A 22,210-nucleotide genomic window follows, 5' to 3' on the forward strand; every position below is an offset into this window, starting at 1 on the left:
GCCAGCCCCATGGAATTGCCTTCGTCCAACCCCTTCTTTGACCACCCCATCCTCAACTCCCCCTACGACTGCCCGCAGCGGCATTGGGAGCTGGACGCTGACGGTCAACCCACCCAGCAAATTCTGGAGAGCCGAAGGCGCGCCGAGTTCATCACCCCCATCCCCAAGCCGAAGAAGCGCAAGAAGGCCGCCCAGCAAGACGAGATGGTGTTTGACGAGGGCCAAAGCCTCTCCACCGCAGCCCAGCAGTACGACCCCACCTCCATCATCAACCAGGTGCGCCAAAGCGTCGATGCGTGGCGGGCCTTGCCCAACTCCGGCCAGTGGCAGGTCACGCCCGAGACGGCGCGCCTGCTGCAGCACTGGCGGCATCACACGTTCAGCGGCGTGCGTCCGTTCTTCTGTCAGGTGGAAGCGGCCGAAACCGCCATCTGGTTGACCGAGGTTGCACCCCAAACCAAAAACGGCAAGCTGCTGCTGGACCACCTGGCCAGCGCCAACAAGGACGCCAACCCTGAGCTGATGCGCCTGGCCTTGAAGCTGGCGACCGGCGCGGGCAAGACCACCGTCATGGCCATGCTGATCGCCTGGCAGACCATTAACGCGGTGCGCCGCCCGACCAGCAAGCACTTCACGCGCGGCTTTCTGATTTGCGCCCCCGGCCTGACCATCAAGGACCGCCTGCGCGTCTTGCAGCCCAACGACCCCAACAGCTACTACAAAGACCGCGAACTGCTGCCCGGCGACATGCTGGACGACATGAGCCGGGCCAAGATCGTCATCACCAACTACCACGCCTTCAAGATGCGCGAGCGCATCGAGTTGTCCAAGGGCGGCCGCCAATTGCTCCAAGGCCGTACCGGTGATGCGCCTTTGACGCTGGAAACCGAGGGCCAGATGCTCCAGCGCGTCATGCCCGACCTGATGGGCATGAAAAACATCATGGTCATCAACGACGAAGCGCACCACTGCTACCGCGAAAAACCAACTGGGGCCGATGAGGAGGACCTGAAAGGCGACGAGAAAAAGGAGGCGGAGAAGAACAACGAGGCCGCGCGCCTGTGGATCTCCGGCCTGGAAGCGGTGAACCGCAAACTGGGCGTGACCCGTGTTATGGACCTGTCAGCGACCCCGTTCTTCTTGAGCGGCTCGGGCTACGCCGAGGGCACCTTGTTCCCCTGGACCATGAGCGACTTCTCGCTGATGGACGCCATCGAGTGCGGCATTGTCAAACTGCCGCGCGTCCCCGTGGCCGAGAACATTCCCGGTGAAGAAATGCCGGTCTTTCGCAACCTGTGGGAGCACATCCGCAAAGACATGCCCAAAAAGGGCCGCGGCTCGGGTGGCGAGCTGGACCCGCTCAAGCTGCCTCTACGCCTGCAAACCGCGCTGCTGGCCCTCTATGGCCACTACGAGAAGACCTACATGCTGTGGGACGACTACGGCATCAAGGTGCCGCCCTGCTTCATCATCGTCTGCCAGAACACCGCCATCTCCAAGCTGGTGTACGACTTCGTTTCCGGTTTCCACCGCAAGAACGATGACGGCACCGAGGACTTTCAAAACGGCCGCCTGGCCCTGTTCCGCAATTTTGACGACACCACCGGCAACCCGCTGCCGCGACCCAACACCCTGCTGATCGACAGCGAACAGCTTGAGGCCGGTGACGCACTGGACGACAGCTTCCGCGGCATGGCAGCAGATGAGATCGAACGCTTCCGGCGCGAAATTGTCGAGCGCAGTGGCGATGCCCGCTCCGGCGACAACATCACCGACCAGGAACTGCTGCGCGAAGTGATGAATACCGTGGGCAAGGCGGGCCAACTGGGTGGCGGCATCCGCTGCGTGGTGTCGGTGTCCATGCTGACCGAGGGCTGGGATGCCAATACCGTCACCCACGTCCTGGGCATTCGCGCCTTTGGCACCCAGTTGCTGTGTGAGCAGGTCATTGGCCGCGCGCTGCGTCGCCAGTCCTACGAGCTGAACGAAGAGGGCTTGTTCAACGTCGAATACGCCGACGTGTTTGGCATCCCCTTCAACTTCACCGCCAAGCCGGTCATTGGCCCACCCCAGCCGCCCCGCGAGACGGTGCAGGTCAAAGCCATGCGCCCCGAGCGGGATGCGCTTGAAATCCAGTTCCCCCGTGTCGAAGGCTACCGCGTCGAGCTGCCCGAAGAACGCCTCAGTGCCAGCTTCAACGACGAGTCCATCCTGACCCTCAGCCCCGCGCTGGTCGGCCCGTCCATCACCAGCAACTTCGGCATCATCGGCGAAGGTGCCGACATGAGCCTCAAGCACCTGGGTGACATGCGCCCCAGCACGCTGCTGTTTCAGCTCACCCAGCGCCTGCTGTACACCAAGTGGCGCGACCCCGGCGAAGCCCCCAAGCTGCACCTGTTCGGTCAGCTCAAGCGCATCGTCAAGGAATGGCTGGACGTGGTCGATGACGGCGGCAACCCCAAATACCTGGTCTGCAAGGGTGACACCTACCCCGCGCTGCTGATGTACCAGGAACTGGCCGACATGGCCTGCAACAAGATCACCGCCGCCATCACGCGCCAGTTTTTGGGCGAGCGCCCCATCAAGGCGCTGCTCGATGCCTACAACCCCACCGGCTCCACGATGAACGTCCGGTTTAACACGTCCAAGACCGACCGCTGGGACACGAGCGGACCGCCGCCCAAGAGTCACCTGAATTGGGTCATTCTCGACAGCGACTGGGAGGGCGAATTCTGCCGCGTGGCCGAATCCCACCCCAAGGTGTTGGCCTACGTCAAAAACCACAACCTGGGGCTGGAAGTGCCTTACCGCTTTGGCTCCACCATGCGCAAATACCTGCCCGACTTTGTGGTGCTGGTCGATGACGGCCATGGTGCGGCAGATCCGCTGCACCTGGTGGTCGAGATCAAGGGCTACCGGGGTGAGGACGCCATAGAGAAGAAGTCCACCATGGACACCTACTGGGTGCCCGGCGTCAACCACCTTGGCAGCTATGGCCGCTGGGCGTTTGCCGAGTTCACCGAGGTGTTTCAGATTCAGGCCGACTTCAAGGCCAAGATCGACGCCGAATTTAACCAATTGATAGAGACCGCTGCAAACAAGGCAGCGACGGGGAACTAGTAAGCATGGCTACAAGAATCACCACCAAACACGTCGAGACCCTCACCCACGACGAGGCCAAGCGCAAGAACATTCCGTCCGTCGAACAGCAATCCATTGCCACCCAAGAGCACCTCGCCCCCCGGCAAATTCGCTACCCGCGCAATACCGACCTGGACCCGCAACTGGTCTGGCGCGGCAAAGACGAGCAGGACTGGAGCGACCTGGTGGTCAACGCGCCTCCCCTCTACATCCAGGAAAAAGTCCACCCCAAGGTGCTGATTGATGACCTGCTGCGCACCACCCGCGAGCGCGAGCATGAGGCCGGGCAAAGCACGGCCGACTTGTTCTCGGACTTCAACGGCATCCCCAAGGGCGCGGACAAAACCGAGTTCTACCAGCACGACCAGAACTGGACCAACCGCATGATTCTGGGCGACAGCCTGCAGGTCATGGCCAGCCTGGCCGAGCGCGAGGGCCTGCGCGGCAAGGTGCAGTGCATCTACTTTGACCCGCCCTATGGCATCAAATTCAACAGCAATTTTCAGTGGAGCACCACCAGCAACAAAGTGACGGACGGTAAGGCGGACCACATCACCCGCGAGCCCGAGCAGGTCAAGGCATTTCGGGACACCTGGCGCGATGGCATCCATTCGTACTTGACGTATATGCGGGATCGGCTGACCGTGGCGAGGGATTTATTGACGGACTCGGGGTCGATCTTTGTGCAGATAAGCGATGAAAATGTGCATCGGGTGCGTGCGGTGATGGATGAGCTGTTTGGGGATGAGAACTTCGTCTCCTTGATTACGTTCACGAAAACGACAGGTCAAACAGACAACCTGTTGGCATCAATCGCGGATTACGTTCTGTGGTACGCCAAGGATCGGACAAAAATCAAGTACCGGCAGCCGTTCAAAGTCAAGACTTTGGGGGCGGAGGGAGCGCTTGCGTACAACAAGGCTATCGACGAATCGGGCCAACGAATACCCAACGAAAAACTGGACTCCAATTCGTCGCCAGTAGGTTGCCGTTTCTACACAACTAGCGACCTCACGAGTCAAAGCCCTGGAACCAAATACGAGGTCAAGTTTGAAGGCGGGGCATATTTCCCGAAAGGGTATTGGAAAACAGAAGAGGCTTCGTTTCCGCGGCTGATCAAAGGTGGTCGAATCGAACGGGTTGGGAACAGCCTCAGATACGTTCGGTTTTTCGAAGATTACACAGTTTTTCCAGTAAATAGTACTTGGACCGACACTGGCATCGCTGGCTTTGCGGCTGACAAAATTTATGTGGTTCAGACAACACCAAAGGTCATCGAGCGCTGCATCCTCATGGCCACCGACCCCGGCGACCTCGTACTCGACCCCACCTGCGGCAGCGGCACCACCGCCACCGTCGCCGAGCAATGGGGCCGCCGCTGGATCACCATCGATACCTCGCGCGTCGCCCTGGCGCTGGCTCGCGCCCGCATCATGGGTGCACGTTATCCGTTTTACCTGCTGGCCGATTCGCGTGAAGGCCAGATCAAGGAAGCCGAAGTCACACGCACGGCTCCCAGCACCCAGCCAGTTCACGGCAATATCCGCCACGGTTTTGTCTATGAGCGCGTGCCGCACATCACCCTGAAGTCCATCGCCAACAACGCCGAAATCGACGTGATCTGGGACAAGTGGCAAGCCATGCTGGAGCCGCTGCGCGAGAAGCTGAACGCCGCGCTCAAAACCAATTGGCAGGAATGGGAGATTCCCCGCGAGTTGCCCGGCACTGCAAGCACCGCAGGAAATATCAAAAATGATAGCGCCTCACGAATGGTTGACGCGGGCTACGAGCCTAAAACACTCTTAACCGCCTGGTGGCAGGCCCGCATTGCCCGGCAAAAGGAGATTGACGCGTCGATTGCCGCCAAGGCCGAGTTTGAGTACCTATACGACAAACCGTACGACAACAAAAAGGCCGTGCGCGTGGCCGGCCCGTTCACGGTCGAATCGCTCAGCCCGCATCGCATGCTGGGCGTGGACGAAGACGACGAGCTCATCGACAGCCTGAGCGACAACGTGGCCGAGTACAAAGCCCACCAGTCGTTCCCGCAGATGATTCTGGACAACCTCAAAACCGCGGGCGTGCAGCAGGCGCACAAGGCGGATCGCATCAGCTTCACGTCCCTCACGCCCTGGCCGGGCGAAGGCGCGGTGTGCGCCGAAGGCCGCTACCTGGAGGGTGATGTAGAGAAACGCGCCGGCATCTTCATTGGCCCCGAATTTGGCACCGTGCAGCGCAGCGACCTGGTCGAAGCCGCCCGCGAGTGTGGCGATGCGGGCTTTGACGTGCTGATTGCCTGCGCCTTCAACTACGAAGCCCACGCGACTGAATTCAGCAAGCTGGGCCGCATCCCCGTGCTCAAGGCCCGCATGAACGCCGACTTGCACATGGCCGCAGACCTGAAGAACACCGGCAAGGGCAACCTGTTTGTCATCTTCGGCGAGCCGGACATCGACATCCTGAGCCCGGATGGCAAGAGTCTCAAAGTGGTGGCCGGTGGCAAGGAGACCTACCCGGTAGCGGACGGTGCCATGCTGAAAGTCAAGGTCAATGGCGTGGATGTGTTCAAGCCCCAGACCGGCGAAGTCATCAGCGACGGTGCCGACGGCATCGCCTGCTGGTTCATCGACACCGACTACAACGAAGAGAGCTTCTTCGTGCGGCATGCCTACTTCCTGGGCGCCAACGACCCCTACAGCGCGCTCAAGACCACGCTCAAGGCCGAGATTGACCCGGAAGCCTGGGCCACCTTGAACAGCGACACCTCACGCCCGTTTGACAAGCCGAAGTCGGGGCGGATCGCGGTGAAGATTATCAATCACCTGGGGGATGAGGTGATGAAGGTGTTCAAGGTGTAAGGGGGCAGCATGCAGGCAGGTGACAAGGTCAGGCTCAAGGCCAACCCAGGCCGCATTGGCATCCTGGGCCGCGAGACCGACGGCCCGCCCGCTCGCCAACGGGTGCTGGTGAACTTTCTGGACGGAACCGAAGAGTTCTTTTTGCCCGGCACACTTGAGAAGGTGGAGAAAAAGGCGCCTGGGCCTTACGAGCTGATCAAGCAGGGCCGCTATGGCCGCACCAACGACCTGCGTGGTGCCATTACCTACTACCGGCTCAGCGGCAAGCTGGCCAACCTGATCTACAGCATGAATTCCACCAACACGGAGTTCCTGGCCTACCAGTTCAAGCCGGTGCTGCAGTTTCTGGACTCGCCCACCAACGGCATCCTGATTGCCGACGAGGTCGGCCTGGGCAAGACCATCGAGGCCGGCCTGATCTGGACCGAGCTGCAGGCGCGCGAGGATGCGCGCCGCCTGCTGGTGGTGTGCCCCGCCATGCTGTGCGACAAGTGGAAGCGCGAGCTGGCCCACCGCTTCGGCGTCAAGGCCAGCATCGTGGACGCACACGAGTTGCTGCAGCAACTCGAAGAGGTCAAGCGCCAGCCCCAGCAGGAGTTCGCCCTCATAGCCAGTCTGCAGGGCATTCGCCCGCCGCGCGGCTGGAACGACGAGGACGAGCCCTCCAACACGGCAGCAGCACGCCTGGCGCGTCTGCTCGACGAGTCCGAGCGGGAGGAGCCCTTGCTCGACATGGTGATCATCGACGAGGCCCACTACCTGCGCAACCAGGACACCCAGACCTACCGTTTGGGCGCGCTGCTGCGCCCGGCGGCGCAGCACATGGTCATGCTGTCGGCCACCCCCATCCAGATGCGCAACCGCGACCTGTTCAACCTGGTGCATTTGCTGGACGAAGATGCTTTTCCCTACGAGCAGTCGTTCGAATGGACCTTGCGCGCCAACGCCCCCATCGTGGACTTGCGCGACCGGGTGCTGAGCTCCACCATCACCCAACAGGACTTTGTCTCCGCTGTGGCAACTGCGCAGGCGCTAAGCTGGTTCGAGGACAGCGAACAGTTAACGTACCTGCGCCAGAACCCGCCCAGCGACGCAGAGCTTTCCAGCCCGCGCGGCCGGGCAGAAATTGCCGACCAGTTAGACCGCGTCAACCCGCTGAGCAAGGTCGTCACGCGCACCCTCAAGCGCGACGTGCAAATCAACCGCGTGGAACGCCTGCCCGTGGTGCTCAAGGCGCGCATGTCTGCCATCGAGGAAAGCTTCTACCACCAGGTCACTGCGGCGGTGCAGGACCTGTGCGAAGAGCTTGACATCTCCGAGGGCTTTTTGCTCACTATTCCGCAGCGCCAGATGGCCAGCTCCATGGCCGCCGCCTGCGAAGGCTGGAAGGCACGGCTCGACACGGCCGAGGAGCAGCAGGCGTTTGGCGAGGCTGCAGCAGAGCTCGATGCAGACATCGAAGATCATGCTCGCCGTCCCGGCGGAACCCTGCTCAACAAACTCAGGGCCATTGCCTACGAGGTGGGTGATGCGCAAGCTCTGGCCACTAACGACAGCAAGTTTGAGCTGTTGCAACGCCATCTGGCCGAGTACTGGCGGCAGCACCCGGGCAAAAAGGTGGTGCTGTTCTCCTTCTACCGCGCCACGCTGTATTACCTGCAGCGCAGGCTGGCGCGCGGCGGGGTCCAGGCGGTGGTGCTGCACGGTGGCATGGACAAGCAGCAGGCCTTGGAGCACTTTGAGCGACCCGACGGGCCTCACATCTTGCTGTCCTCCGAGGTGGCTTCTGAAGGGGTGGACCTGCAGTTCTCCAGCCTTCTCATCAATTACGACCTGCCGTGGAATCCGGCCAAGATCGAGCAGCGCATCGGACGGATCGACCGCATCGGCCAGCAGGAAGAGCAGATCCTCATCTGGAACCTGGTGTACGAAGACTCCATCGACGACCGGGTATACGAACGGTTGCTGGAGCGACTCGGCGCCTTCCGGCAGGCGCTGGGCAGCATGGAGGCCGTGCTGGGTGAAGAAATGCGCAAGCTGGCATATGAGCTGCTCTCGCACAGGTTGACGCCCGAGCAGATGAACAGGCGCATCGACTCGTCTGCGGTGGCCATCGAGAACAAGCAGCGTCGGGAGGTGCAGCTCGAATCCGAGGCCGCCAACCTTATTGCCCACGGTGAATACATTCAGAACAAGGTGCGCGCAGCCGACGAAGTCGGGCGCTACATCCGCGGAGAGGACTTGCTGGCCTACGTGCGCGATTTTTTCCTGCGCGCTTACCCTGGCACAAGATTGGTCGCACAGCACGACGACAGCCTGCTGTACCGCATGGAGCTGGCCACCGATGCGCGCGTCAGGTTTGCAGATTTCATCCAGGCCCAGCGCCTGCAGGGCCGCACGACGCTGCAGGCGAGCGCCCCGCTGCTGCTGCGCTTTGACAACCGCAAGGGCAAAGCCCCGCCCGGCGTGGAGATCGTGGGCCAGGACCACCCCCTGGTGCGCTTCGTCGGGGAGCAGCTTCGCCTAGCGGGCAGCGAGTTGAGCTACCACCCTGTGGCTGCGCTGGAGTTGCACCAGACCCACCTGCCCAAGTTCCCGCGCGGAGCTTATGTGTATGTGGTGATGCGCTGGTCGGTTTCGGGTTCGCGTGAGATCGAGCGCCTTGAGTACATCGTCAGGTCGCTGGACCAGGACGGGCTTCTAGATGGCAACCAGGCTGAACAACTGGTCAACACTGCCGCCCTCAAGGGCAGCGATTGGCTGGGCGCCGCAGACCAGATTGACCCGGACCGTGCCGCTGCCTTGCAAGACGAGTGCCGCACAGAGTTGGATGAGCGCTTTCGCCATTTTGTTGAGGCCCAGCAGCGTGAGGACGCAGACCGTGTCCGCCTGATGGTGGGCTTGCTGGAGCGGCATCTTGCGAAGAAAAGCCAGCAGGCAAAGGAGCAGATTCACAGGCACGAAGCATCGAGCAATCCCCGGCGGCGGGGCCTGATCCCTGCGGTGCGGGGTCGTCTCCAGAAAGAGACGAACCGGGTGAACGAAAAGATCGCACAACTGCGGCTCAAGACCGATTTGGCACCCCACCCCAGTGTGGTTTCTGCAGGAGTGATTCGCATCAGTTGATGCTTGTCGGCAAGAGAGGGAAAGCATGGCGAAATCAATAAAGGAAGCATTCGAGCTGGCCCGTGCGGCGGCCGGGACAGCAGTGGCGTCCGGCAGACCGGATGTCACCCAGTCTTTCGCCAAGGCCGAACCACCGCGTCCACCGGCTGCAGCTGATCGGCCGCCGCGCAGCGCCGCAGGGCCGGTTTCCGTAGTCCGGTCAGCAAACGAGCGGTCCGGCCCTCAGCCACGGCGAGCATCGCGCCCGCCCGACCAAGACAAGCTGCTCACACAAGTGCGCGGTCGTCTACCAACGCAAGAGTTGGTGATCTCTAGCAAGACTCTTTACCCGCCCCCCGCCCGGCCGCATCCCCGAAAGCCGGCGTCGCCAGCACCTGCAGCGGCCCCTGCAACTCCTGCGGCGGTCAAGCCGCTGACCGTGTCGCCTTCAGCCCGTCTGCTACTCACTGCGGGCGAAGACAAAGCCATTGCCCTTGCACTGCAGATGGAGCTGGCAGGCCGCACGACGCAGGCCTTGGTCGGCGAAGCACAGGCACAGAACGAAATTGCGCTCGGGGTGGACTTCGGCACATCCTCGGTCAAAGCAGTCATCGGCGACAGCGCGCTAGGCAAGTCCTTCGTGGTTCCTTTCGGTAATCAGGAGGGCATCGAGAAATACCTTCTACCTTCGCGCCTGTTCCAGACAGGCTTCGAGTTCGCCCTTGCCGGTGGCTCTGAATGCCACCGCGACTTGAAGCTCGCGTTTCTGGCGGCACCGCAGGACCAGGAAAACCAAGTGCGCATCGTCGCATTCCTGGCTCTGGTAATCCAGCGCGCGAGGGCCTGGCTGCTGACGCAGCACGCGCAAACCTACCGCCGCACCCAGCTATTCTGGAAGCTCTCTGTTGGGCTTCCAGCTGCGCACTATCAGGACTCAACCCTGTTTGAGCCCTTCGCCCACCTTTGCGCGGTGGCCTGGGCAGTAGCCGGCCGCACGGGGCCGGTGGATGAACCCACCATCGTCGGACTGCTGCGGCAGCCGCTCGCCCACACCGGTTCGGATCAGGACGCGGAAGTGATGGTTATTCCGGAGATCGCCGCACAGATCTATGGCTTCGTGGTCTCCACCAGCTTCGACAGGAAAGCCCAAAACATCTTTCTCATGGCGGACATTGGCGCCGGCACAGTAGATGCGTCGCTTTTTCATGTATTCCCGGCACGCGGCGGCAAGTGGGATTTTGAGTTCTTTACCTCTGTCGTCCAGCCCCACGGTGTAAGCAACCTGCACCGCCACCGCGTGGACTGGTGGACCTACTCTCTACAGGAATCCTCAGCGCCAGCGGGGCTTGCGCAACAGCTGCTGCAGTTCAAGTTTCAGACCGACCAGCAGGGCAATATCCCCAACTCATTTGTAGATTATTTTGCGGGCATCGAAGTGAATGCGCGCAAGGGCGTGCCAGGCCCCGACCATGACTTTTACGACAAGACACTGGCGCAGGTGCAGGGGAGCACGCTGTGGCGCGCATGGAAAAACAACCTCGTGTCACAGCAAACGCTCTCAGGCGTTCCTTTTTTTCTCAGCGGCGGTGGCGCGCGCATGAAGTTCTACGAGGCGCTGACCACCTCCATGAGCAAGGCTTTCTCAAGCTACTCATGGCTGTACGCGACGCCACGCGTCATGACGCCCCCCGACGATCTGGTGGTCGATGACATCGCCCGAGTTGACTACGACCGGCTGTCCGTGGCGTATGGCCTGAGTCGCCTGGAATTGGGCCGCGTGTTAAAGGCCTTGCCCATGCCCAGGCTGATCTCACCGCCCGCGACCAGTTGGACCGATCACTACATCAGCAAGGATCTGTGTTGAACACACAAGCCATGGAATTTCGCATCGCCGACACCTTCACCGACAGCCTGACACGCCTGTCGGGCGACGAGCAGAAGGCCGTAAAGACCACTGCCTTTGACCTGCAGCTGAATCCGGCCCATCCCAGCATGAGCCTGCACCGCATCGAGCAATCCAAAGACAAACATTTTTGGTCTGTGCGGGCGGGTAGCGACATCCGCATCGTCCTGCACAAGACGCAGGCTAGTCTGCTGCTTTGCTATGTGGATCACCATGACAAAGCGTACGACTGGGCTGCCCGGCGCAAGCTGGAGACGCACCCCACTACAGGTGCGGCGCAACTGGTAGAAGTGCGCGAGACCGTGCAGCAGGTGGTCGTGCCGGTTTATGTGCAGGCGCAACTGCCCTTGGCACCGAAGCGAGACACGTCGTCCGCCAGGTTGTTGTTTGCCGATTCGCCAGACGACGAACTGTTGGGCTATGGGGTGCCGGTGGAGTGGCTGGCCGATGTGAAGGCCGCCACCGAGGACACCTTGCTGGCGCTGGCCGACCACCTGCCTGCCGAGGCGGCAGAGGCTTTGCTGGAGCTGGCCACCGGTGGCAAGCCCCGTGTGCCCGCTCCCACTGTGGCCCCGGCCAACCCGTTCGACCATCCGGATGCGCAGCGCCGTTTCCGTGTCATGACCAACGTGGCCGAGCTGGAGGCTGCTCTGAACTTTCCTTGGGAAAAGTGGACCGTTTTCCTGCATCCTGAGCAGCGCCAGTGGGTGGCGCGCGATTACACAGGTCCAGCCCGTGTGTCAGGCTCAGCAGGCACCGGAAAGACCATTGTGGCGCTGCACCGTGCGGTGCACCTGGCGCGCAGCCAGCCAGACGCACGGGTGTTACTCACCACGTTTTCCGACACCCTGGCCACCGCGCTGCATACCAAGCTCAAACGCCTGGTCGGCAGCGAGCCGCGCCTGGCAGAGCGCATCGACGTGGTGTCACTCAACACCATCGGACAGCGGCTGTACAAGGCCCAGCAGGGCCCCGTCACTCTGACCAGCCGCGATACCGTGCGGCAGATGCTCAGCGTTGCCTCTGAGGTCGTGGGCGGCCACAAATTCAGCCTGCATTTTCTGGTGACCGAGTGGGAGCAGATCGTCGATGCCTGGCAACTGGCTAGCTGGGAAGACTACCGCGATGTCACGCGCCTGGGCCGCAAGACTCGCCTGCCCGAGCCGCAGCGGGCGGTGCTGTGGGCCATTTTTGAGGAAGTGCGCAGTGCATTGGCAGCACAAAAGCAAATCACGCACGCCGGTATGTTCACCAGCCTGGCCACGACGCTGGCGGGCAGCAAACACCCACCGTTTGACTTCGCCGTGGTGGACGAGGCGCAAGACCTCAGCGTGGCGCACTTGCGTTTTCTGGCGGCGTTGGGCGCCAAACGGCCAGATGCACTGTTTTTTGCCGGTGACCTGGGCCAGCGCATCTTCCAGCAGCCGTTTTCATGGAAGTCGCTGGGTGTGGACATTCGCGGCCGGTCGCGCACGCTGCGCATCAACTACCGTACCTCCCATCAAATCCGCCAGCAGGCCGACCGTTTACTCGGCGACCAGGCGGTGGATGTGGACGGCAACAGTGAAACCCGCAGCGATAAGGTGTCGGTCTTTAACGGCCCGCCGCCTCTGATCCGTGTGCTCAAGACCGAGGAGGAAGAGATCAAGGTCGTGAGTGACTGGCTGGCCGAACAGTCCAAGGCCGGCGCCTTGCCACAGGAGTTTGGTGTCTTCGTGCGCTCGGCCGCGCAATTGAAACGGGCTCAGGCCGCGGTCACTGCGTCCGGCCTGCCATTCAAGATGCTCGATGAACACGTTGAAACCGCCAGCGGGCATGCGTCGATCATCACCATGCACCTGGCCAAAGGGCTGGAGTTTCGCGCCGTGGTGGTGATGGCCTGTGACGATGAAGTTATCCCGCTCCAGGAGCCCATTGAAACTGTCGGGGATGATGCGGACCTGCAAGAGGTTTACGACACCGAGCGGCACTTGCTTTACGTGGCTTGCACCCGGGCGCGGGATCATTTGCTGGTGACCGGGATGGAGCCGGCTTCGGAGTTCTTGGATGATTTCAGGTCTTAGTCGAGGAGGCATTGACTATGTCGGATGTAATCGGTTTTGGTGGCTATTGGCGGACTACTTTGCAGGCATGGGCCTCGATCTATTGGACTGGCAACACTCGCGTGCCCTTTGACATAACGTCGGGCATCTGCGTCTCGCTGATCCCCGGCTCGACGTTGTGCAAATGCTGGTGTAGTTCATAAAAACGAATTGTGATTCCGCCTTTGATTGTTGCACGGCCCAAGGCGGCGGATTAATTGTTGAAAAAAATGCGAAGCCCTTGCAGCGCCTCATGCCAAGGTACCACTAATTGCCCTTTTTGCTCGCATGCATCTCGGAGTCGCGCTTGCCGTCATCGTTCTTTGTCGAACTCGGCGCGGCAATGAGCGTCGCGTCCACGGCGCTGCTCTCTTTGAGCAGCAAGCCTTGGCCCTGCTGCCGGACTATGTGTGCCGGCGCGAGGTCGGTTGGAGTCAGCTAGTGCCCCTGGAAACGCGGGGGGCGCCGCTCGGCCATGGCCGCCACGCCTTCGCGGAAATCCTCGGTGATGAACTGGTGGTATTGCTGTGCCGATTCGCGTGCCACCGCCAGCCGCACCGCATCGACCAGACCGGCGCGAACCACCGCGCGCAGCGCGCCCACCACAGCAGGCGAGGAGGTCGCGATCTCGGTCGCCTGCTCAATCGCTTGCTCGCGCACGGAGGCTTGCGGCGCGAGGGCATCGACCAGCCCGATGTCCAGCGCCTCCTGGCCGCCGATGCGCCGGCCGTTGTAGAAGAGCGAGGCCGCCCGTTGTGCGCCGACCAGCCGGGGCAGCGTGGCCGTCAGGCCGAAGCCCGGCGTGATGCCCAGGCGAGCGAAGTTCGCCGAGAAGCGCGCTTCGGCGCAGCTCACCCGGAAGTCAGCGACCAGCGCCAGCCCCAGGCCGCCACCCACCGCAGCCCCGTGCACAGCGGCCACCATGGGCTTGTTCAGCGCGAACAGCCGCACGGACTGCGCGTAGAGGGGGTTGACCGTCTTTTCGCTCTCGGGCCGGGGCACCGAGCGCGGGTCCACCAGGTTGGCGCCCGCGCTGAACGCCGCGCCCTGGGCGCACAGCACAGTGGCGCGCACGGTCGGGTCGCGATCCAGCGCCTCCAGGGTCTGGGCCAGGCGGGTAAGGAAGGGCAGGTCGAAGTAGTTGTGCGGCGGGCGGCGCATCTCGACGATGGCCACATGCTGGCGCCGTTCGATGTCCAGTTCCGGGTCGGCAGTGCGTTTGCTCATGGATGGAGTCAGGTGGTTGGGAGCGAGGAAGATGGTAGGCCGCACGGGCCCGTTCGATCAGCTGGTAAACCCCATATGTACTTCAATAATGCATGTATGTATTATTGCGAGCATGAATAACGCCAGCGAAACCCCGCCTTTCAAGCCCTCTATTAACCTTTGGCCCGCCATGGCCGACAAGGCCTACACCCATTCGCTGCGCGAATTCGTGGAGCAACGCGTGATGCCGCAGGGCGATGACATCGATGCCCGCGACGTGTATCCGGTGGAGTTGGCGCGCGAACTGGCGGTGCAGGGCTTCAGCTCGATCACGCTACCCACAGAGTATGGGGGGGGCGGGCATGAGTTCTCGTATGCGGTGGCGCTGTTCGAGGAGGTGTCGGTGGGTTCGGCCGCGCTGGGCGTGTCCCTGCTCACCATCTTCCAGGCGCAGACCATCATCCGCCTGTTTGGCAGCGAGAGCCTCCAGCAGCGCTACCTGCCGCGGTTCGCCCAAGGCATGTTGTCGTCGTACGCACTGACTGAGTCGGCGCATGGGAGCGACATCCGCTCGCTGGACACCAAGGCCACGCGCGACGGCGACGAATGGGTGCTGCGCGGCGAGAAACACTTCATCACATCCAGCTCGGCGGCCGAGTTCTTCGTCATCTTGGCCGAGACTCCGGTGGGCGTTTCGGCCTTCGCCGTGCCGCGCGACGTGCCCCACCTCACCGTGTATGAGGGCCGCAATTCGGCCACGTTCGGCCTGCGTAACGGACCGCACATGAACCTGCGGCTGGAGGACGTGCGGGTGCCGCTGGATCACCTCATCGGCACCGAGGGCAAGGGCGTTCGACAGGCCGTGACTACGCTTGACTATTCGCGCACGCTGGCTGCGGCCATCAGCATCGGCATTGCGCGCGCGGCGTTCGACGCCGCCTATGCCCACGTCGCGCGCCGTGTCGCGTTCGACCAGACCGTGCTGGGCTTCCAGGGCATCCAGTGGTACTTCGCCGAGGCGCTGGCCGACATCGACGCCTCGCGGCTGCAGGTGTTCCATGCGGCGCGAGCGCTGGACACGCACGACGACATCGACCGCTACGGCAGCGAGGCCAAGCTACGCGCCGCGCAGGTCGCCACGCGCACCGCGTCGATGGCGGTGCAGGTTTGCGGTGCACACGGCACCATGGTGAACTCGCCCTTTGGCCGCTACCTGCGCGACGCCAAGACCTATGAGATCGCCGGCGGCTCGACCGAGATCCTCAAGAACACGATCGGCAAGTACCTCATGCGCGGTGCCAAGGCCGCGGCCACACCATGATCACCGACCTGCTGGCCCGTCAGGCCGCCGAACGGCCTGAGGCCCCCTTCATCGTCACGCTCGAACGCGAGTACAGCTATGCCGCGATCCAGACCGCCGCGCGGCGCTTTGCCACGCGACTGGCCGGGCAGGGCATCGGCCAAGGCGATCACGTCGCGATGCTGGCCGGCAACGGTGCGGCGTTCGTCATCGCCTGGCTGGGCATCGGCCTGCGTGGTGCAGTGGCCGTCACGCTGAACAACCAGCTCATCGCCGACGGCCTGCGTTACTCGGTCGATCAGTGCGACGCGCGCGTGCTGGTGGTCGACCGAGAATGGGAGGACAGCCGCGCGGTCCAACTGGACGCGCGGCAGGCAGCGTTGCCGCGGCTGCTAATCGACAGCGACGAGGCCTTCCTGAACAGCCTGGACGGGCTGGCCGAGGCCGAGCCGGTGGTGGTGCCGGCCAGCGCGCCCTGCACTATCATGTACACCTCGGGCACCACGGGGCTGCCCAAGGGTGTGGTCAACTGCCACACCGCGTACATGGCCACGGGCCGCGCCACGGTGCAAGCGCTGCGTCTCACGCGCAATGACCGGGTCTTGGTCTTCCTGCCACTATTCCATGTCAATCCGCAAATGTACGGCGTGATGTCGGTGCTCACCGCCGGTGCTGCGCTCCTGTTGCTGCCGCGCTTTTCGGCCTCGAGCTTCTTCGACGACGCCATCCGCCTGCGCGCCACTGGCTGCACCTTTGTCGGCACAGTGCTGTCCATCCTGGTGGCGCGGCAGGAGGGCGAGCGACGCGACCACGGCATACGCTTCTTCTTCGGCGGTGGCGCGCCCCGCCCGGTGTGGCAGGCCGTGGAAGCGCGTTTCGGCATCCGTGTGCACGAGGCCTACGGCATGACTGAGGTCGGCGGCTGGGCCACCGCTAACACCGTCGATGACCACCGCTTCGGCAGCTGCGGCAAGCCGCGCCCCGACCTCGAGCTGCGCATCGTCGATGCCGACGACCGGCCGGTGCCCGCCGGCCAGCCGGGCGAGATCGTGGTGCGACCGCGCGACCCCGACACCATCCTGCTCGGTTACTACAAGAAGCCCGAGCAGATGCTGGAGGCCAGCCGCAACCTGTGGTTCCACAGCGGCGACCTCGGCTGCCTGGACGAGAGTGGTTTCCTCTACTACCTCGGGCGCCAGAAAGAGCTAATCCGCAAGAGCGGCGAAATGATCTCGCCGGTGGAGATCGAGACCACCCTGCGCCGCATGTGCTCGGTCTGCGACTGTGCGGTGGTGGCCGTGCCAGACCCGGTGACGGGCGACGAGATCAAGGCCGTCATCGTGGCCCAGCACACGATGGACCCGGCGTCAGTGCAGGCCTTTCTGGCCGAGCGGCTGGCGCGCTTCATGCTGCCTCGCTACATTGAGTTCGTGGCGGCCATCCCCAAGACCGAAACCGAAAAGATCCAGCGCAACAAGTTGCAGTACCTCGATGCGCGCGTGCACGACCTGAAGTCCGGCCAGCGCGTCGCCACCTGATCCCTGGCGTTCATGACCCTCCCATCGACCGAATCCGCCCCCTGCCTGCCGGCTCGCACAGCCCATCCTCCGCAGGCGCTGCACCTGCCGCATGGCGCATGGGACACGCACGCCCATGTCATCGCCGGTGATGCGCGCCATCCTTTCGTGTCTCAGCGCACCTACACGCCCCCGCCGGTGAGCGCCGACGACTACGTCGCCATGCTCGACGCCGTGGGTCTCGAACATGGCGTGCTGATCCAGATCAGTGTGCATGGCGTGGACAACGGCCCCATCGTCCAGGCCTTGCAGCGCCATCCCCTGCGCCTGCGCGGCGTGGGCGCCATAGACGGTTCGGAAAGTGACGAGGCTCTGTGGCGCCTGCGCGAGGCCGGTGTCTGCGGCGTGCGGGTGAACGAGCTGTTCGCCGGCGGCTCGAGCGCCGACCAGCTGCAGCGCATCGCCGACCGTTGTCGCCCGCTCGGCTGGCACGTCGACCTGGCCCTGCACGGCCACCGGCTGCGCGAGCTCGCGCCCGTGCTGCGCGGACTGAACGTGCGACTGGTCGTCGACCACATGGGGTGGTGCCGGACGGCGCAGGGCGTGACCCATCCCGACTTCCAGGCCGTGCTCGACCTCGCGCGCATGGACAATTGCTGGACCAAGCTCTCGGGCGCCTACCGCGTTTCCAGCCAGGCGGCGCCCTTCGACGACGTGGCGCCGTTCGTGCAGGCGCTGGTGCGCGCGGCCCCCGAGCGCACGGTCTGGGGCTCGGACTGGCCTCACGTTGCCATCACCGACCCTACGCGCATGCCCGAACCCGGCATGCTGCTCGACGCCCTGCAGAGCCACATGGACGACCCCGCGCAGCTGCAGGCCGTGCTGGTGGACAACCCGCTGCGGCTGTTCGGTCAGCCGGGCACGCCGGTCCATGGTTGAGTACGTCCACACGATCGTCGTCGGCGCGGGCGCCGTGGGGCTGGCGATCGCTCGCCGGCTCGCGCCGCAGGCCGGTTCGCTGGTTGTGCTCGAGCGCGAGGACGCGATCGGCACCGGCACGTCGTCGCGCAACAGCGAAGTCATCCACGCCGGCATGTACTACCCGGCGGGCACGCTCAAGGCGCGAAGCTGCGTGGAAGGGCGCCGCATGCTTTATGCCTATTGCGCTGAACGCGGTATCGCCCACCAGCGCCTTGGCAAGCTGATCGTCGCCACAGAGCCCGCGCAGCGGGACGCGCTGCGGCAGATTGCCGAGCGCGCACAGGCCAACGGCCTCACGACGCCGGATGACACGCTGCAGTGGCTCGACGCCGCGCAAGCGCAGGCCCTGGAGCCCGCTCTGCGCTGCGTCGCTGCGCTGTGGTCGCCCGCCACCGGTATCGTCGACACCCACGGCTTCATGCTGGCCTGCCAGGGTGATATGGAGCGTACCGGGGGGCTGCTCGCGCTGTGCACGGGCTTCGTGGGCGCGCGCCGCGACGGCACGCACTGGCGAGTGCGCACGCGCGGCGAAGAGGGCGAATACGAGCTGTTGTGCACGCACCTGGTCAATGCTGCGGGCCTGCAGGCTCAGCGCGTGGCCGCACGGATCGAAGGCCTAGACAAGTGCCATGTACCATCCGCGCTCTGGCTCAAGGGCAACTACTTCTCGGTGAGCGGTGTGCGTCCGCCCTTCCGGCATCTGGTATATCCCGTGCCCTCCAGCGGCGGCCTGGGCGTGCACCTCACGCTCGACCTGGGCGGCCAAGCGCGCTTCGGTCCTGACACCGAAGTTGTGGACCCGGCAGCCCTGGCGCAGGATGCGCCCGACTACACGGTCGACCCGCGGCGCGCGGAGGTCTTCTACGCCGCCATCCGCACCTACTGGCCGGACCTGCCCGACGGTGCCTTGCAACCCGCCTACAGCGGCATCCGGCCTAAGCTCGCCCGGGGCGGCCCGGGGCTGGATGCCAATGATTTCGAGATCAGCGGCCCATCGCGCCACGGCCTGCCGGGCTTGGTACAACTGTTCGGCATCGAGAGTCCCGGCATCACCGCCGCGCTGTTGCTGGCTGATCAGGTGGCATGCCAATTGGGACTGTCCCAGGGGCCGACTGACGCATGGGTGTGAGAATACGCGCAGTGGGGCCAGGGAAGACACCGGCCCCGCAACGACCACCACAAACACCATAGACAGGTCATGGAAAACAACTCAGTGATTAAAACCGCAGCGCGGGTGTTCGAGATCCTTAAGTACTTCCGCGAAGTGCGCAAACCGCTGAGCGTGCGCGACATCTCCGAGCAGTTTGATTACCCGCTATCCAGCACCTCAGTGCTGGTCAAGAGCATGGCCACGCTGGGCTACCTCAGCTACGACAGCCGCATCCGGGCCTACGCGCCGACCATCCTGGTGGCCATGCTGGGCGACTGGATCTACGAGTCTTCCTTCAGCAGCACCGAGATCCTCGGCCTGATGCGCGCGCTCTCTGACGCGACAAACGAGACCGTGATCCTCGCGGTGCAGAACGACATCCAGGCGCAGTACGTGCAGGTCATCCAGAGCCAGTTGCCGATCCAGTTCTATGTCTCCCCCGGCACGCGCCGCCCGCTGTGCGCCTCGGGCACCGGCTGGGCGCTGCTGGCCCCGCAATCGGATGCCACCATCGCGCGCATCCACCAGCGCACGCTCTCGCGTCTGGGCACGGGCGGCCTGCCGGAGCACATGGAGCTGGAGGACGTGATGGTGCAGGTGCGCAAGGTGCGCACGCAGGGATATGTGTACTCGCGCGGCACCAACACGCCTGGCGTGGGTGTGATCGCCATGCCGCTGCCGGCCTCGCCCAATGGCGCGCGCCTGGTGATCGGCGTGGGTGGTTTGATCGAGCGGCTCGACAAAAGCGAGAAGAAGCTCGCTCGCATTATGACCGGGTTAATCGAGAAGTACATCACCGCGGGCCGGCCCGCCAAGCGCAAGGCGGCCCCCAGGACGGCCGTCCTGGGCGACTGAGGCTAGTTCGCGCGCGGCGGGCTCAGTCGACCCGCGCGCCCGAAGCCTTGACTGTCTTTTTGTATTTCGTGCGTTCGGCGGCCATGAAGGCCGCTAACTGTTCTGGCGCGGTCGGCACCGGCTGCGCGTAGGGATTGCCGAAGCGCTCGGCGACCTTCGGGACGCGCAGGGCGTCGGTGATCGCATGGTTCAGGCGCGCGACCACCTCGGGCGCCATGCCGGCGGGGCCGACCAGGCCCCACCAAGTGTCGCCCTCGAAGCCGGACAGCGTGTCGGCTACGGCGGGCACATCGGGCGGGAAGCTGCTGCGCTGGGCGGTGGCGACTGCGATCGCCTTGAGCTTGCCTGCCCTGATGTTGGCCGCGGCCACCGCCAGATTGTCGATGTTGAAGTCCACCTGCCTACCCAACAGCGCGATCTGCGCAGGGTTGCCGCCGTTGAACGGAATGTGCACGGCGTCGATCTGCGTCATGCCCTTGAACAGCTCGCCCGCAAGGTGGCCGGCGCTGTCGTGTCGCCGCTCCCGTAGTTGAGCTTTCCGAGGTTGGCGCGACCGTAGGCAATGAGATCGGGCAGGCTGTGGATTTTCAAGCGTGCAGCGGTCTCCGCGCTCATTACCACCACGTTGGGCACGCGTAGGATCTGCGTGATGGGCGTGAAATCCTTCGCCGCATCGTACGGCATGTGGTCGGAGAGCGATGGGTTGATGCCATGCGTGGGCGTGGAGGCAATGCCGATGCTGAGACCATCGGGGGCGGCGCACGCCACCGCGTGCGTACCGATGTTGCCGCCGCCGCCCGGGCCGTTGTCGATGATGGTGGAGCCCAGCGAGCTTTCCGTGCGCTCGGTCAGTACGCGCACGGTCACGTCGACGGGCCCGCCAGCGACGAAGGGCATGATGACCCGGATGAGTTTGCTGAGCTGCGCGAGCGCCGGGGCCAGCGCGCTGGTGGCCAGGAGGCCGAGAAAGATCTTGTGTTTCATAGGGGGGCGGGTGAAGGGGAGGGCGGGCCGGCCGATGAGCCGGGTGGGGTCTCGGTGGGCGCCGTGGTGGGCAGGCGGCGCTCGGCCTCCAGCATCCAGGGCAGCACCCGGTCATACAGCGCGGCGCCGTGTGCGCCCTCGGGCAAGGTGGCGCTGGCGCCCAGCGTGGCCACGGTACGGGCGTAGCGCGCCTGCACGGCGGGTATCATGATCAGCGGCACGCCCAAGCCCTGGAGCGCCGACGCCACGGCGTCCATCTCGTGCAGACGGCGCTGCGCGTGCGGTGCGTGGGTGCCGATAAACATGGCCATGAGCTCGCTCAGGCGCGAGCTGTCGAGGTCACCAATGTTGGCGAGCAAGGCCTCGCGCAGTCCCAGTGCCTGCGCCACCAGCAGGCATTCGGTGATGACGGCGTCCATGCCCTTGGTGAGAACGCTGCGCACCAGCTTGAGGGCCATGGCATCGCCGGGCGCGCTGTCGGGCATCACCTGCACCACGAAACCCAGTGGCGCCAAGCTGTCAGCCAAGCTGGCAGCGCCCGCGCCGCTGGCCAGTAAGGGCGTGTGGTGCCCATGGATGGAGACCGCCCCCATGATGGCCACGTCCACGTAGTCGCTGTGCTTGAACAAGGCGGCCGCGGCGCGCAGGTCTTGGGGCGAGGCACTGGACAGATCGACGAACACGCTACCTGCGGGCATGTGAGGCGCAGCCGCGCGGGCCACCGCCAAGGCCTGCGGTCCGGGGGCGACGTTCATGGCCAGGGCGCAACCACCGAAGGCGCGTGCCGCATCGGTGTCAATGGCCAGGCCCAGGGCCTGCGCTGCTGCCAGGGCGCGGGGGCCAGGCGCGGGGTGGTAGATGCGCACGACCACGCCCTGGTTAACGAAGGCTCGGGCGTAGGCCTGGCCGACGTCGCCAAAGCCCACGATGGTGAGGGAAGAAGGAGGAGAGACGCGCACAGCGTCGGTGGGGGTTTGAGTCAAAAAAATCTATCCATATCTATTTAATTTATATGAATGTATTTGGATGTGTATAGGGGTTAACCCTCAAGCGCCGGGCGCCAGCAGAGGGGGCAGTAGGGTGTCGAACTGAGGGAAAAGCGGGGTGATGGTGTCAAAAATAAAACATG

At 63.9% G+C, this 22,210-nt stretch carries 12 protein-coding genes and 1 pseudogene; 10 read left to right on the forward strand and 3 right to left on the reverse strand.

What is annotated here, in order from left to right; genetic code table 11:
* Positions 1–9: 9 nt before the first annotated feature.
* The 5 genes from EUB48_RS07970 (at position 10) to EUB48_RS07990 (ending at position 13,070) form a co-directional block, all read left to right on the forward strand.
* Entirely contained in the window at positions 10–3,120 is a 3,111-nt protein-coding gene (locus EUB48_RS07970) for a BPTD_3080 family restriction endonuclease (RefSeq protein WP_142821150.1), read from the forward strand.
* A gap of 5 nt (positions 3,121–3,125) precedes the next feature.
* The gene (locus tag EUB48_RS07975; RefSeq protein WP_142818397.1) at positions 3,126–5,999 is read left to right on the forward strand and encodes a site-specific DNA-methyltransferase; all 2,874 of its coding nucleotides are present in this window, start codon (positions 3,126–3,128) and stop codon (positions 5,997–5,999) included.
* Between the two features lie 9 nt (positions 6,000–6,008).
* On the forward strand, positions 6,009–9,125 hold the full coding sequence (locus EUB48_RS07980; RefSeq protein WP_142818398.1) for an SNF2-related protein: 3,117 nt from the start codon (positions 6,009–6,011) through the stop codon (positions 9,123–9,125).
* Positions 9,126–9,543: 418 nt separating this feature from the next.
* Positions 9,544–10,968, forward strand: a complete 1,425-nt coding sequence (locus EUB48_RS07985; RefSeq protein ID WP_142818399.1) for a hypothetical protein — start codon at positions 9,544–9,546, stop codon at positions 10,966–10,968.
* 11 nt (positions 10,969–10,979) lie between these two features.
* Positions 10,980–13,070, forward strand: a complete 2,091-nt coding sequence (locus EUB48_RS07990) for a 3'-5' exonuclease (protein WP_142821151.1) — start codon at positions 10,980–10,982, stop codon at positions 13,068–13,070.
* 456 nt (positions 13,071–13,526) lie between these two features.
* On the opposite strand, the gene EUB48_RS08000 is transcribed toward EUB48_RS07990, so the two are convergent.
* Positions 13,527–14,315: an enoyl-CoA hydratase/isomerase family protein gene (locus tag EUB48_RS08000; protein ID WP_142818400.1), complete on the reverse strand. Its 789-nt coding sequence runs from the start codon at positions 14,313–14,315 to the stop codon at positions 13,527–13,529.
* A gap of 169 nt (positions 14,316–14,484) precedes the next feature.
* On the opposite strand from EUB48_RS08000, the gene EUB48_RS08005 reads away from it, so the two are divergent.
* The 5 genes from EUB48_RS08005 (at position 14,485) to EUB48_RS08025 (ending at position 20,097) form a co-directional block, all read left to right on the forward strand.
* The gene (locus EUB48_RS08005; RefSeq protein WP_142821152.1) at positions 14,485–15,615 is read left to right on the forward strand and encodes an acyl-CoA dehydrogenase family protein; all 1,131 of its coding nucleotides are present in this window, start codon (positions 14,485–14,487) and stop codon (positions 15,613–15,615) included.
* The gene (locus EUB48_RS08010; protein WP_142818401.1) at positions 15,612–17,132 is read left to right on the forward strand and encodes a class I adenylate-forming enzyme family protein; all 1,521 of its coding nucleotides are present in this window, start codon (positions 15,612–15,614) and stop codon (positions 17,130–17,132) included. The genes EUB48_RS08005 and EUB48_RS08010 overlap by 4 nt, the downstream gene beginning before the upstream one ends.
* Before the next feature lie 12 nt (positions 17,133–17,144).
* On the forward strand, positions 17,145–18,050 hold the full coding sequence (locus EUB48_RS08015; RefSeq protein ID WP_142818402.1) for an amidohydrolase family protein: 906 nt from the start codon (positions 17,145–17,147) through the stop codon (positions 18,048–18,050).
* Positions 18,043–19,221 (forward strand): NAD(P)/FAD-dependent oxidoreductase, encoded by a 1,179-nt coding sequence (locus EUB48_RS08020; RefSeq protein ID WP_142818403.1) that lies wholly within the window; start codon positions 18,043–18,045, stop codon positions 19,219–19,221. Before EUB48_RS08015 ends, EUB48_RS08020 begins: the two co-directional genes overlap by 8 nt.
* A gap of 69 nt (positions 19,222–19,290) precedes the next feature.
* Entirely contained in the window at positions 19,291–20,097 is an 807-nt protein-coding gene (locus EUB48_RS08025; RefSeq protein ID WP_142818404.1) for an IclR family transcriptional regulator, read from the forward strand.
* Between the two features lie 22 nt (positions 20,098–20,119).
* On the opposite strand, the pseudogene EUB48_RS22010 reads toward EUB48_RS08025, so the two are convergent.
* Both EUB48_RS22010 and EUB48_RS08035 read right to left on the reverse strand, forming a co-directional pair.
* Positions 20,120–21,081, reverse strand: a pseudogene (locus EUB48_RS22010) (Bug family tripartite tricarboxylate transporter substrate binding protein).
* Positions 21,078–22,064, reverse strand: coding sequence for a DUF1932 domain-containing protein (locus tag EUB48_RS08035; protein ID WP_142818405.1), 987 nt, complete (start codon positions 22,062–22,064; stop codon positions 21,078–21,080). The pseudogene EUB48_RS22010 and the gene EUB48_RS08035 overlap by 4 nt, the downstream one beginning before the upstream one ends.
* Positions 22,065–22,210: the final 146 nt, after the last annotated feature.

The organism is Rhodoferax sediminis (assembly GCF_006970865.1).
Classification (GTDB): domain Bacteria; phylum Pseudomonadota; class Gammaproteobacteria; order Burkholderiales; family Burkholderiaceae_C; genus Rhodoferax_A; species Rhodoferax_A sediminis.